General features: G+C 42.0%; 12 protein-coding genes. 3 read left to right on the top strand and 9 right to left on the bottom strand.

Features of this window, described 5'->3' with window-relative positions:
• The first annotated feature begins 188 nt into the window (after positions 1 to 188).
• A complete protein-coding gene (locus CEF17_RS17760; protein WP_100400653.1) occupies positions 189 to 1514 on the top strand; it encodes a cytochrome P450 in 1326 nt (441 codons plus the stop codon).
• Positions 1515 to 1793: 279 nt separating this feature from the next.
• Here the strand turns inward: CEF17_RS17760 and CEF17_RS17755 are convergent, their stop codons facing one another.
• Positions 1794 to 2711 carry an aldo/keto reductase gene (locus CEF17_RS17755; protein ID WP_100400652.1) on the bottom strand — a complete coding sequence of 306 codons (918 nt, stop codon included), beginning with the start codon at positions 2709 to 2711 and terminating at the stop codon, positions 1794 to 1796.
• Between the two features lie 231 nt (positions 2712 to 2942).
• Between CEF17_RS17755 and CEF17_RS17750 the strand changes: the two genes are divergently transcribed.
• Together CEF17_RS17750 and CEF17_RS17745 are read left to right on the top strand one after the other, a co-directional pair.
• The gene (locus CEF17_RS17750) at positions 2943 to 3671 is read left to right on the top strand and encodes a YetF domain-containing protein (RefSeq protein ID WP_100400651.1); all 729 of its coding nucleotides are present in this window, start codon (positions 2943 to 2945) and stop codon (positions 3669 to 3671) included.
• Positions 3672 to 3700: 29 nt separating this feature from the next.
• Positions 3701 to 4063 (top strand): DUF4363 family protein, encoded by a 363-nt coding sequence (locus CEF17_RS17745; RefSeq protein WP_100400650.1) that lies wholly within the window; start codon positions 3701 to 3703, stop codon positions 4061 to 4063.
• 63 nt (positions 4064 to 4126) lie between these two features.
• On the opposite strand, the gene CEF17_RS17740 is transcribed toward CEF17_RS17745, so the two are convergent.
• The 8 genes from CEF17_RS17740 to sigW all read right to left on the bottom strand — a co-directional run bounded on the left by CEF17_RS17740 (position 4127) and on the right by sigW (position 12768).
• A complete protein-coding gene (locus CEF17_RS17740) occupies positions 4127 to 5017 on the bottom strand; it encodes a hypothetical protein (RefSeq protein WP_100400649.1) in 891 nt (296 codons plus the stop codon).
• A gap of 508 nt (positions 5018 to 5525) precedes the next feature.
• On the bottom strand, positions 5526 to 7328 hold the full coding sequence (gene glmS / locus CEF17_RS17730; protein WP_100400647.1) for a glutamine--fructose-6-phosphate transaminase (isomerizing): 1803 nt from the start codon (positions 7326 to 7328) through the stop codon (positions 5526 to 5528).
• Between the two features lie 126 nt (positions 7329 to 7454).
• On the bottom strand, positions 7455 to 7583 hold the full coding sequence (locus tag CEF17_RS20910; RefSeq protein WP_269799467.1) for a hypothetical protein: 129 nt from the start codon (positions 7581 to 7583) through the stop codon (positions 7455 to 7457).
• A 281-nt stretch (positions 7584 to 7864) separates the two neighbouring features.
• On the bottom strand, positions 7865 to 9211 hold the full coding sequence (gene glmM, locus CEF17_RS17725) for a phosphoglucosamine mutase (protein WP_100400646.1): 1347 nt from the start codon (positions 9209 to 9211) through the stop codon (positions 7865 to 7867).
• Positions 9212 to 9247: 36 nt separating this feature from the next.
• Entirely contained in the window at positions 9248 to 10552 is a 1305-nt protein-coding gene (locus CEF17_RS17720) for a CdaR family protein (RefSeq protein ID WP_198509003.1), read from the bottom strand.
• Positions 10545 to 11372 (bottom strand): diadenylate cyclase CdaA, encoded by an 828-nt coding sequence (gene cdaA, locus CEF17_RS17715; RefSeq protein WP_100400644.1) that lies wholly within the window; start codon positions 11370 to 11372, stop codon positions 10545 to 10547. The genes CEF17_RS17720 and cdaA overlap by 8 nt, the downstream gene beginning before the upstream one ends.
• Positions 11373 to 11559: 187 nt before the next feature.
• Positions 11560 to 12186 carry an anti-sigma factor gene (locus tag CEF17_RS17710; RefSeq protein ID WP_100400643.1) on the bottom strand — a complete coding sequence of 209 codons (627 nt, stop codon included), beginning with the start codon at positions 12184 to 12186 and terminating at the stop codon, positions 11560 to 11562.
• An 18-nt stretch (positions 12187 to 12204) separates the two neighbouring features.
• Positions 12205 to 12768: an RNA polymerase sigma factor SigW gene (gene sigW, locus CEF17_RS17705; RefSeq protein ID WP_100400642.1), complete on the bottom strand. Its 564-nt coding sequence runs from the start codon at positions 12766 to 12768 to the stop codon at positions 12205 to 12207.
• Between the last annotated feature and the right edge of the window lie 209 nt (positions 12769 to 12977).

Below are 12977 nucleotides of genomic sequence, written 5' to 3'. Positions count from 1 at the left end.
TGTACATTGTCCATGTTTTCTAAAGTAAATGATGACGATTCGGTTAACCCGCTACACAGGAAGCAATCAAGCGTTTATCATCACTCGCCAAGGGTAATTATTATGAATAGAGTAACTTCAACCACTTCTAGAGAGTACATAGCCTCTATGAATGATGAATTTAAAATGTGAAAGAGGAGTTGAAGCCTGTGAAAGTAAAAACACCTATTCCACGTGAAAAAGGGTTCGACAAAACCGTGTCACTCATCAAAGAAGGATTTCATTTTATCCCAAAAAGACGTGAAAAGCTGGGGTCTGATATTTTTGAAACTCGGTTGATCGGCCAAAAAACAGTCTGCATGGCCGGTGAGGAAGCAGCCAGAGTGTTTTATGATAATGACAAATTTAAACGTAAGGGGGCTCTCCCGAAACCACTCAAAAAGTCATTGCTCGGCGAAGGCGGTGTCCATGAGCAAGACGGGGAAGTCCACAAGCACCGTAAGCGGATGTTTCTGTCAATGATGACTCCTGAACGGCTTGAGGATATGAAAAGAATTGCCGTTGAAGAGCTGGACAAAAAAGCAATAGAGTGGGGAAAGAAAGATGAAGTGGTGCTTCTCAACGAGATTCAAGAAGTCTTTGCAGTAGCAGGCATGCGCTGGGCCGGGCTGCCTTTGAAGGAAGAGGAAATTAAAGAGCGAACCCATGAGCTGGTGGACATGGTTGATTTCGGAGGTTCTGGTGTCGGCAGTTCTGCAGCCAGCTTTAAAAAAGGGGTTAGTGCCAGAGATAGCCATGAGAAGTGGCTCCAGGGAATAATAAAAAATGTGCGGACCGGGAAGTTAGAAGTTCATCCAAATACCGCTCTCTATATTGTTGCTCACCACACAGAACAAAACGGAAAAAAACTTGATTTAAAAGCCGCTTCAGTCGATTTGAATAATGCCTACCGTCCGCTGATTGCTGCTGCCTATTATATCGCCTTTGGTGTTCTTGCACTCCATGAGAATCCGGAGGTGACAGACAAACTGAAGGCAGATAAAGACAACTACAGCCAAATGTTTGCCCAGGAAGTTCGCCGTTACTATCCCTTTGCACCTGCCATGGCGGCCAAGGTGAAGAAGAACTTTGAGTGGCACGGTTATAAATTCAAAAAAGATATGCTGGTTGTATTAGATTTATTTGGAACCAATCGTCATCCGGACCTGTGGGAGAACGCAGATGAATTCTGGCCAGAAAGGTTCAAGGATTGGAAGGAAAGTCCTTTTGCCTTTATTCCTCAAGGCGGAGGCGACCATCATGCCGGACACCGTTGTGCCGGTGAATGGATGACGGTCATGGTTATGCGCTCTTGTTTTAAGTACCTGACAGAAAACATTACTTACAAGGTGCCTGAACAAGATCTTGAGTATGATATGACCCGTATTCCAACGTTTCCTAAGAGCGGCTTGGTTATTTCCAATGTAAAAAGAACGACTGCTTCCCCAGTAGATTTAATGCTAGAGGAACAAAGCCAGACTGTTGTAAAATCATAAAGGATAAAAGTTTTGTCGTTGGTTGCTCTAAAATCACGCCTGCGGGAAATGCGTGGTGCATTTTCCCCGGTTAGCTGAAGTCTTGCCCGCGGCAACGAGTGTATTTTTAACAATCAACCAACAGAATTATAATATAAGTAAGGGCCCTCACCGACGGTGAAGGCCCTTCTATTTAGCTGAGTTTTGTCCCAGCCTCTTTAGCCAGGTTTTTGTCCTATCCTCTTTCTTTCTTTTCCATACCCTTCTCCATGAGCTGTGGAAAGGGTTTTTTTGCTCTGCTTATGGCAGCTCATTACCTGCTGCTCTGTATAACTCATACCACTCTTTTCTTGTCAGTTGGATTTCTGAAGCTTTGACTATATCTAATAGCCGTTCAAGGTTCATGCTCCCAACAATTGGTTGAATTTTTGCAGGGTGACGAAGAATCCACGCAATCGCCACAGCCGCAGCTGTGATGTTATAATGCTCCGCCAGCTCTTGCAGTTTCGCGTTCACCTCTGGAAACTGCTCATTTCCTACAAATGGACCTTTTATCATTCCATACTGAAAAGGAGACCAAGCCTGGACGGTCATATTATGTAAACGACAATAATCAATCACACTACTATCCCGCACAATACCAGCACTGTTTTGCATATTCACATTAAGCCCTGCATCAAGCATGCCAGTATGCATGAGGCTAAATTGAAGCTGATTTACGATTAACTTTTGCTCTATGTATTGATTTAGAAGTTCTATTTGCATAGAGTTTTGATTGCTTACCCCAAACTGGCGTACTTTCCCGCTTTTCTCAAGAATCCTGAACGCTTCTGCTACTTCTTCTGGGTCCATAAGAGCATCAGGACGATGAAGGAGCAATATATCAATATAATCTGTTTGCAGCCTTTGAAGGCTGCCGTCTACTGATTCAATAATATGTTCTTTTGAAAAGTCAAAATAGCCTTTCCTGATCCCGCATTTCGTTTGAAGAAGAATATCTTCACGCTGTATGGAGGTCAGTTTGATTGCCTCGGCAAACGTCTCTTCTGCTTTTCCCTTTCCATAAATATCAGCATGATCAAAGAAATCGACACCGGCTTCCACTGCATTTTGAATAACTCTGGCAGCTTCCTCTTTAGAAAGAGTGCTTATCCTCATACAACCCAAACCAATCTCTGAAGCGGTGATGTTACTAGTTCCTATTTGTAACTTTTGCAAACGGTCTCACTTCTTTCTCTAAGAATACTTCCATAATAGCAGGAGGTTCCAAAAATAAACAAATCTTTTCATTACCTTCCGCCCTTTGGCCTTTCTTCGGAATTCTATAACCCGTATAAAAACACCATAACCATGGGGGTGAGAGCCTGTTTCTATAAAGAAAAACCAATGGTATAAATGCAAAAAAGCAGGGGATTTTATGCTTATCAGAGGAAGAAGGTGAGATTGTTTATGCAGGAGCCCCTCGTAGTTCTCGTTCGATCGATCATTACTTTTTTTACTATACTTTTATACGCGAGATTAGTTGGTAAACAGCTTATTGGGAATTTTACAATGTTTGATTACATAAATGGAATTACGATAGGATCAATCGCTGCTACGCTAGCCACCGATCTTTCCTCAAAAGCATTGGTACACTGGATTGCTTTAACGGTTTTTATTGTTTTGACTATTATTCTCCAATTTATTGGCAATAAAAATCGTTTCCTATCTAAAGTTCAGGATTCAGAGCCGGTCGTACTTATGCAAAATGGAATGATTTTAGAAAAGAATCTGTCAAAGGTACGTATAACAAAAGATGAACTTATGCAGCAGCTCCGCTCAAAAAATATCTTTTCTCCTGTGGAAGTAGGAATTGCAATTTTAGAACCCGACGGCTCTGTTTCTGTCCTCCCCCACTCAGACTACCAACCGGTTCAAAAAAGAGATTTTAACCTTCCAGGCCAACCGCCGCAACTCACTACCGAGCTGATTGTGGATGGAAAGATTATTACACAGAATTTATCTCAGCGAAAAAAAGATGAGGATTGGCTAATGGAGCAATTAAAGAAAAAGGGAATACATTCAGTAAAGGAGGTTTCCTATGCTGCTCTGCTTCCGAATGATTTTTTTTACGTTGATAAGTTTGAGGATAACATAACTGATAAATTAAATATCAGTGACTACAAAGGACCTTACTAACAAGGGAATGTTTTAAGGGGGTAGTTTTCATGAGGAAATTCTTTCTTTACCTTGTTCCATCTCTGTTTTTTGTTGCTTCTTTACTCTTAATGACCAGTGGCGGGTGGTTGAAAGAACCGGTCGGTAAAAATGACGATTTGCTTTTTTACGTAGAAAATATAGAACAATATATACAAGAGGAGAGGTGGGAAGAAGCTGCAAGTGAACATGAAAAGGCTTTGCAAGCATGGGATCAAGTTTCTAAGAGGGTGCAGTTTAGTGCAGAACGAGACATAATAAATGAAATTAAAGGCTCCCTTTCTCGAATAAAAGGAGGAATTGAAGCGCGGAATGCCAATACTATTTTATCAGAGATATATTACTTCTATGGCTTGTGGGAAGACCTTACCTAAAAGGGTAAATGTCCTGCAGGGTTTAATTTTCTCTCTCCTCCTGGAGAGTGAAAATTCTTTTACTTAACGCTCTAAGAAATTCTCAGAGTATATCTCCCACCGATTTGTTATGATATCTTTTTTTAATCCAAAGGTAAATAAACCACTCTTTGTTCCTTCTCCACGAGCTGAATATTTAAGATCAACCGGCACTTCTAGTGCAAAAACAGGGGAAGGCACTGTCTCATGGTCTTCAACGTGCTTTGAAACAATACTGATTTTGCTTATTTCCTGTAACATCTCCTTCCCATTTTGTGTAATGTATTCTGGTTGAGCAACCCGTAACAGATACAAATCATCCTGGTGAAGAGCGGTAAGAAACAACTCAACTACTTCATATGGGCCCATTTTATTGCGATACTCCTCAAGCTTTCCAGCCGCCTTTAAGACCATGAATTGATGAGCAGGATCCATGTTGTTCTTACGGTGCGTTGTGCTTCCTGCAAAGTGAATACAAAAGTGACCCGGAAATCCGTTTGACAAAGCTCCTGCCCCATGAGGCATACCATTCATAGAAGCGGCGATCATGCGTCCATCAAGATGAACAAGTACTGCTCTTCGTTTCCAGCTCCACTTTCCTTCATATATTTCTTTCATGATTTCTGTGTCGCTTGTTGTTAAGGGTTGTACATCGGCGTGTTGTTTGCCAGCTCGTTTTTGTACATTGAAGGTGAGACCAGTATCAAGATCTGTCACCTGAAAAGGGGCTTTACCAGGCATAAGAATTCGAACTTCCGGCCAAAATAGCATTTCGCCAAATGGCTGCTCTCGCACCATATATTCAAGCGGGGATTGAGAAGAAATACCTGATTTGTACATTTGATCTAATTCCTTCATGACAGCTGCTTCTGCAGAACTACTCACTGCCAGGGAAAAAAGAATAAGAAGTGAGACCATTTTCAATACTGTTTTCACGCCATCACATCCCCATGTTATTTCTCCATCTATTTTGTACTTCTCGGCTCACTTTATGCTTTTAACAATCAACTTACTGAACTGTTCAAAATGTTAGTAAGTTCTTTTCCATAATGAAGAGAAGAATTGGGAGAAAAGACGAAAAAAGTTTATGTCTAATGTCTACTTGATAATGAACTGAATACTAGGGGTTTAGACAGTGAGGATAACAACGTGTGAACAGAAAGAAAATGTAAAAAGCGATTAACCTATTGGACAAGAGATTGAGGAGATTGAGGATATTGACCAATAAATTGTATTGGAGCCAACATAAAATGTGGTAGTGATGTTTGGTTAAACAAACGTTTGATTAGGATAAAAACATTAAAATACCTAGTGATTTCCTCCTGAAATTCTTCAATTCCCTGCCGTTTGAAAACAGCCTTTGTAGCGTGGAAACGATAAAGCGGAAAGAGCATAAAAAAACCCTGATCGTTTACCAACAATCAGGGTTTGTATGAAACAGCCTCTATTCCACAGTAACTGACTTTGCCAGGTTACGTGGTTTATCCACATCGCATCCTCTGTGAAGAGCTGCAAAGTAGGAAATCAGCTGCAATGGAATAACACTTACAAGAGGAGTCATATATTCATGTATTTTTGGAAGAACGATGTTATCTTCTTCTTCTTCCATTCCTTCCATTGAAATTAAGCATACATTTGCTCCTCGTGCTGCTACCTCTTGAATATTACCGCGAATGTTCAGATTCACATGTTCTTGAGTTGCCAGGCCGATCACAGGTGTCCCATCTTCAATTAAGGCGATGGTACCGTGCTTCAGTTCTCCACCTGCAAATCCTTCTGCTTGGATATAAGAGATTTCTTTCAGCTTTAATGCACCTTCCAAGACAACATGGTAATCAAAGGCACGGCCGATGAAGAAGCAATTACGGGTTTCCAGCAAGTAGTCCCTAGCAATTTGCTCCATGGTATCCTTCTGATCGCAAAGGGTTTCCATCGCGTTTGCCACAATACCCAGTTCATAAATTGCATCAAAGTCCGTATCAATCCCCTGTGCTCTTGCCGCATCCATAGCCAAAATGGAAAATACAGCCATTTGGGCAGTATAGGCTTTTGTAGAAGCAACTGCTATTTCCGGGCCTGCATAGGTGTGAAGAGTGAAGTCTGCTTCACGCGAAAGGGTAGACCCTGGAACATTCGTAATGGTTAAAGACTTAAAGCCTTTTTTCTTAATATTTACGAGCACGCCGCGGCAGTCTGCTGTTTCGCCGCTTTGTGAGATAAAGATAAAGAGCGGATTTTCTGATAACATCGGCTCATTGTACAAAAATTCACTTGCAATATGGACTTCTACCGGTTTTTTTGCCACCTTTTCCATGAGTTCTTTGCCAACAAGACCTGCATGGTAGCTCGTTCCAGCAGCAATGATATAAACGCGGTCAGCCTCATTCACAGCCGAGCGAATATCTTGTTCAAGCTTTATGTCACCAGAATCGTTTTGATATTTTTGGATGATGTTTCGAATAACGAAAGGCTGTTCATCAATTTCTTTTGCCATAAAATGAGAGTAGGTGCCTTTTTCCGTATCACTCTCATCAAGCTCTGCGGTGAAAGACTCTCTGGAAATAATCTCGCCCTCAAGGTTCTTAATTTCAACCTTGTCACGGGTAACAATCACCATTTCCTGGTCCATTAGCTCCACAAATTCTTTTGTAACGTGCAGCATAGCCATTGAATCAGATGCTACAACGTTAACCCCATCACCAACCCCTACAAGAAGCGGGCTCTTATTTTTCCCTACATAGATCGTATCGTTGTTTTCTTTATCTACAAGAGCCGTAGCATAAGAACCTTTGAGCAGGGAAAGTGTTTTACTGAAAGACTCTTCTACACCCATGCCTTCTTCCACAAACTTTTCTACAAGCTGTACAATGACTTCAGTATCTGTGTCACTGGCAAGGTCGACACCTTGTAAATATTCACGTATCAATTGAGCATAGTTTTCTATTACGCCATTATGAACAAGTGTAAATCGACCAGAAGAGCTTTGATGGGGGTGGGCATTTAACTGGCTTGGCGGTCCGTGTGTAGCCCAGCGTGTGTGACCAATCCCGAGAGTTCCTGAAGCGTCCCCATTTATTGATTCCTCAAGGGTGGCAATTCGTCCTTTTTCTTTGTAGAGCTTTACTCCATCTTCTGCTGCTAAGGCAATTCCAGCTGAGTCATAGCCTCTGTATTCAAGTTTCTTAAGACCTTTAATTAGTATATCTTTTGCTTCCTCATTTCCAGCATATCCAACAATACCACACATACATTAATACCTCCCATTAAACAGGGCAGGTTTGCACGGGGCAGCCTGCCCCGCTCTTCTCTTTTTTAAATGATTTCCCTCTGGCCGTCTGCAGGCTGGGAATCGTTCTCTATTTCTAACGTGCCATTACTCCTGCTTTTGTACAAAGAGTTGCCTCTCTGCTTTACCAGGAGCTTTCGGATGTGACACTGCATCCGGGAGGTATCCGCCGATCACTCGATAAACCTCCTCCTCGTCAACTGCTCCTTTTCTCACCGTTTCAGGAACAGCCCGGGCGCTTTTATGACTTCTTGCTTTCTTTTTCTCTCCTTTCCAATTTTAGAATCTGGGATAATCTTACTATAAGGACTCCTGCCGGTCAATTGTAAATTTGTCTAGTTCTTTTTATGAAAATGGCAAACTAATGAACACTTACCCTTGATTTCACTTTAGTAAACAAGGGAAAAACCTACTGATAAAATTTTATAGCAGGGCCTGTAATATAAAAATATGCACAGGCCGGCTCTATTGTGAGTCAGCCTGTGCTGTGTTTTTGTCTATTGAGTGCGGCCCATCTGCTGTTCCACAATCTTAACAATTTCATCTACATACTTTGAGCAAAGTTCTTCTGTCTCAGCCTCTGCCATCACTCTTACAAGAGATTCTGTACCAGAAGGACGGACGAGGATACGCCCATTGCCCCCCATTTCGCTTTCAACCCGCTCGATAGCATCATTTATTACTGTATTGGTGTGGATTTCTTCCTTGTTCACTACAGGAACGTTGACAAGCTTTTGCGGGAATTTATCCATTTCAGCAGCTAACTGTGAAAGAGGCTTCTCCGTTGTTTTAACAATATTTGCAAGTTGGAGAGCTGTTAACATCCCATCTCCGGTTGTCACATAATCGAGGAAAATAATATGCCCGGATTGCTCGCCGCCTAAACTATAGCCGCCTTTACGCATTTCTTCCATAACGTACCTGTCTCCCACAGAAGTCTGCTTTGTTTCTATTCCCTGAGTTTCAAGAGACTTATATAACCCTAAATTACTCATCACGGTTGTGACTAGTGTATTTTCGTTTAAAAGTCCCTCTGACTTCAAGTACTTTGCACAGATAAACATAATCCGGTCCCCGTCAACAATGCTGCCATTCTCATCAACTGCAATCAGGCGGTCAGCATCTCCATCAAAGGCAAGCCCCAAATCAGCGCCCTTTTCTTTTACGAATGCAGAAAGAGTCTCTGGATGAGTAGAGCCCACCCCTTCGTTTATATTGATTCCGTCCGGATTGTTTCCAATCGTTGAAATATCAGCTTCCAGGTCAGCAAACAAATGTGGAGCAAGGGAAGAAGCTGCTCCGTGTGCACAATCCAACGCAATGTGAAGACCAGAGAAATCCTCCTGAACCGTTTGTTTCAAAAACTGCAGGTATTTCTGTCCGCCTTCAAAATAATCATTTACCACACCAAGGCTCTTGCCGGTTGGACGAGGCAACTCATCTTCTCCGGTAAGGTGATTCTCAATTTCTTGTTCCATGGCTTCAGATAATTTAAATCCATCGGAACTAAAGAATTTAATGCCATTGTCTTCTACTGGGTTATGAGAAGCAGAAATCATAATGCCCCCTTGAGCACTCAATGCTTTCGTTAAAAAAGCTACACCAGGAGTAGAAAGAACACCCAGCCTCATCACTTCGACTCCAACAGATAAAAGCCCGGAAATTAATGCTCCTTCAAACATTTCGCCTGAAATTCTTGTATCTCTTCCTATAACGATTTTTGGCTGTTCAACATCTTTTGTTAATACATAGCCGCCCGCACGGCCAAGCCTAAATGCTAATTCAGGAGTCAGCTCGGTATTTGCTACGCCTCTTACACCATCAGTGCCAAAATACTTTCCCATTTACTATCTCTCCTTCAATGACCAACTCACATGACCCTACTCTTCGGTTTCGTCATCATTATCGTTCCCATTTTCTTCTTCATCATTGTTATCTAGTTCTTCTTCTTCTTCTTCTTCTTCAGATATTTCTACCTCAGCTTCTTCCACTTCAGGTTCCACTGTGATTTCTTCTGGCCCTTCACCTTCTAAAGGGACTGTTTGTTCACCAGATTCCCCTTCTTCTACTTCACCAATGATACGAATATCTTCCTCTTCAATGGCTTCCAGCTCACTTTCTGACCCGTAAACATCTACGTCCGTAGTTTCTTCTTCTGGATCAGTAATTTCAATGGTGTCACCATCTTCCCCTTCTTCAATTTCAATAGGGACATCTTCGATCGCTGCTTCTTCCTCATCTGCCACTTCTATTGTGACAGTAACGGTATTCGGTCTTACCTCTTCCACTCCTGGAGGGGGTTCTACCTCCAGCTCTAACGTCTGGCTTTCAGTTATGGCAGACAAGTCTAACACCACACCCTCGACCACTTGTATATCGTCGATTACTTCCTGTGGCCCAAAGATCGTCACCTCAGTAGGTTCAAGTTCTAAATCTACAATGGTCAATCCTTCTTCCAGGCTGCCCTCTCTTGTTAAATTAACAGGTACAGAAACAAATGGGCTTGTTACAGGTATTTCCACGTCTACGGTTTCAGGATTCACCTCTACATTCAGCTCGTTGCCAAATTCGTCATATACAGCTACGGTTCCTGTGGTTTCTACTCTTTCGTTTGTTCCTGCTACATCAATGAAAGTCCTTACTGAACTAATTTGATTAAGGACTGCCCTTGGTGCTGTCACTTCTACTTCTGACGGGGACACCTGGGGGGCGCCTAAAGTATAGCCATCTTCCACTCCCTCAGTATTCTGCAATTCCACTTCTACAGGTAGAGAAACGGTTTCCCTCTCCTGGAGCTCTACCTGAATGTTTTGAGGAACAATGGAAACAGCCAGCTCTGCAGGAAACCCGCTATGCTGAATATTAACATGATGAATGCCTTCTCCCCTGTCTTCTAAATCTACATAGACCTCATAATTCGGGTTCACCAAAAACATAGTAATAGAGCTCTGTGGTCCTGTAAGAGTGATATCAACTGTTTCTGCTATCTCTACAATTGCGTACTGTTCATCGTCATAATAGGCATCTATTTCCACATCTTCGATCATATGTGTGGTTTCGTTAACTGTTGGGAGTGCTCCCGGCTGATTATTAACATTCTCCATGTTTACCATTGTATAGAGCATCACAGCAATCATTAATGAAATTAACTTAATAAACCAATGATTGTTGAAAAGTTTATCCATTCTTTTTCCCTCCCCACTGCCAGAGAGTAGAACCATTTTGCTTTTGATCTATTACTAAATCCTTTTCAAGCATTGCTCTTAATGTTTCTTCATCAATATCTCTGTGAAGGTCTCCGTTTTTTGTGACGGATATGCTTCCTGTTTCCTCTGATACAGCTATGGTCAAACTATCGGTTACTTCACTGATGCCAAGAGCAGCTCGGTGCCTTGTACCTAGCTCCTTCGAGATAAATGGATTCTCAGATAAAGGCAGGTAGCAGGCAGCAGCTGATATTTCATTGTTTCTAATAATGACAGCCCCATCATGGAGAGGGGTGTTTGGAATAAATACGTTAATCAAAAGCTCAGAGGTAATGCTTGCATTCATGGGGATACCGGTTTCTACGTAATCATTCATACCAGTTTCCTTTTCAATGGACAGCAGCGCCCCGATCCGGCGTTTAGCCATATAATTTACAGACTTTATAATAGCCTCCACTGTCTTATAAGAGCTCTCTTCCTCTGGAGACGTTCTGCCGCCAAATATCCTGCCGCGTCCCAGTTGTTCCAGCGCCCTTCTTAATTCAGGCTGAAAGATTATGATAATGGCAAGCAACCCGTATGTAACCATCTGTGACATGATCCACTGTAACGTTCTCAGACCAAAAAAGCTGCTCAAAAACCAGACAGCCAAAATCACAGTGATCCCTTTAACAAGCTGTACCGCCCGGGTCCCCCGGATTACCATAATCATTTTATAAATGACATATGTGACTAATAATATATCGACAATCCTTCCAAGCCAGGTAAGGAATTGAATATCTTCTCCAATAGGGAACATCGCTCTTCCTCCAATTTCTTCTTTACGGAAAAAGCTAACCAACGACCAATATATTATAGCATAAAATCCTTAGGAGCCGTTTTGATTCTTCGGTGCTCCAAAAGTTGTGTTTCTTTCTTGGTCAGAGTACAGCTTTCTTGCCTTACCACTATTTAATCATGAAAAACCACCCGGTGTCAGCGGATGGCTATTCCTCGTTTCCAGACAGGATATCCCCAGTGAGTCTTTTTGTATGGTACCAGATCCACTCCAGCACCTGATCCACCTCTTCAATTTCTCCGGATACTTCCCCGGCTGATGCCAAATAAGGCTCTCCATTAATCACGGTTAAGTTTCCTAAAACTTCACCATGGACTTCAACACTACCGTTTTGGACAATTAAGTCTCCTTCTACCACTTCATCTTCAGGAATGACAACCAGTCCATTTTCTTTGTTGATATGAACATTCCCGCTCCCTTGGACCGATATTTCCTGGCCGGATTGATCATTCCATATTGAAAATACACTTGAAGACATTAGAAGAAGAAAGATAGCAGAGGCTGCGGCTACCGGGTGATTATACGCCCATTTTTTCCAGGCAGCTCTTTTTCTTTTTTTAGGGAGCTGTTCCATTACGCTGGCTGTGAAAGAGCCAGGAGCCTCTATATGTGAGGCACTTTGTATAAAAGCTATTGTTTTTGTTGTTTCATGATAATGGGAATGGCAAGTGCTGCACTTTTTTAAGTGCTCATAGAACGAGGCTCTTTCTTTCGCGTCTAACTCTTCGTTAAAATAGCTTTTTAGCACTCGATCATGGTAGTGATCACAAGCCATGGTCATTTCCTCCCTTCATCATGCGCCGCCAAGTCGCTTTCTTAACGCTTCCCTTCCTCTATGCAAGTGAGTTTTCACGGTATTTACCGGCAGATCTAATATGTCACTAATTTGTTTTATGGGCAAATCTTCTATGTACCTTAAAATAATAGCTGACCTGTATTTAGGAGGCAAGTAAGAAATTTCCTTTTGAATCCATTCCTGCATTTCTACAGTTACCACTTCTTCCTCTGGCAGCGGCCCTGCTGCTGCAACCTGTGAGTAACCGGTGACGCCCTCTGTACCTTTCACCTCTGCATCCAGTGAATAATCAGGCTTCTTTTTCCGTAAGCGGTCAATACATAAATTTGTAGCAATGCGGAACAGCCAGGTAGAAAACTTCCTTTGCTCATCAAAGCTTTCAATATTGGCATAGGCTCTTAAAAATGCTTCCTGTGCAACATCCTGTGCTTCATGAGCGTTTCCTGTCATACGATAAGCAATTTGGTATACTTTATCTTTATAAAGATCGATCAATTCTGCAAACGCCTCTTGATCCCCGTTTTTCACTTCTTTAATCAGCCGTTTTACCAGGGCATCCATTATCTCAACCTCCGCCCAGCTCGGGTCCTTCTTCTACGAAAGAAGGAGCTTTAAAGTTTCATTATCTCGATAAGAAAATCAATCTTCCTTATTGTACCAAAAATTTTTTCGCACCAAGATATGCATATGGAAGATTTTTAAAAATATGCTATTTGTAATGTTTGCTTTTACTAAATTGGGGGTATACCATATTTAGGAAAAAAGTGGAG

Source organism: Bacillus sp. FJAT-44742, assembly GCF_002797315.1.
GTDB classification, from domain to species: domain Bacteria; phylum Bacillota; class Bacilli; order Bacillales; family Marinococcaceae; genus Thalassorhabdus; species Thalassorhabdus alkalitolerans.
This window is presented reverse-complemented; position numbering and strand designations above follow the sequence as displayed.

Coding starts and splice junctions, on each gene's coding strand:
- cdaA (WP_100400644.1), bottom strand. CDS start 11,372: ATGTTCCCTATTGGAGAAGATATTCAATTCCTTACCTGGCTTGGAAGG.
- CEF17_RS17710 (WP_100400643.1), bottom strand. CDS start 12,186: ATGGCTTGTGATCACTACCATGATCGAGTGCTAAAAAGCTATTTTAAC.
- CEF17_RS17720 (WP_198509003.1), bottom strand. CDS start 10,552: ATGGATAAACTTTTCAACAATCATTGGTTTATTAAGTTAATTTCATTA.
- sigW (WP_100400642.1), bottom strand. CDS start 12,768: ATGGATGCCCTGGTAAAACGGCTGATTAAAGAAGTGAAAAACGGGGAT.
- glmM (WP_100400646.1), bottom strand. CDS start 9,211: ATGGGAAAGTATTTTGGCACTGATGGTGTAAGAGGCGTAGCAAATACC.
- glmS (WP_100400647.1), bottom strand. CDS start 7,328: ATGTGTGGTATTGTTGGATATGCTGGAAATGAGGAAGCAAAAGATATA.
- CEF17_RS17745 (WP_100400650.1), top strand. CDS start 3,701: ATGAGGAAATTCTTTCTTTACCTTGTTCCATCTCTGTTTTTTGTTGCT.
- CEF17_RS17750 (WP_100400651.1), top strand. CDS start 2,943: ATGCAGGAGCCCCTCGTAGTTCTCGTTCGATCGATCATTACTTTTTTT.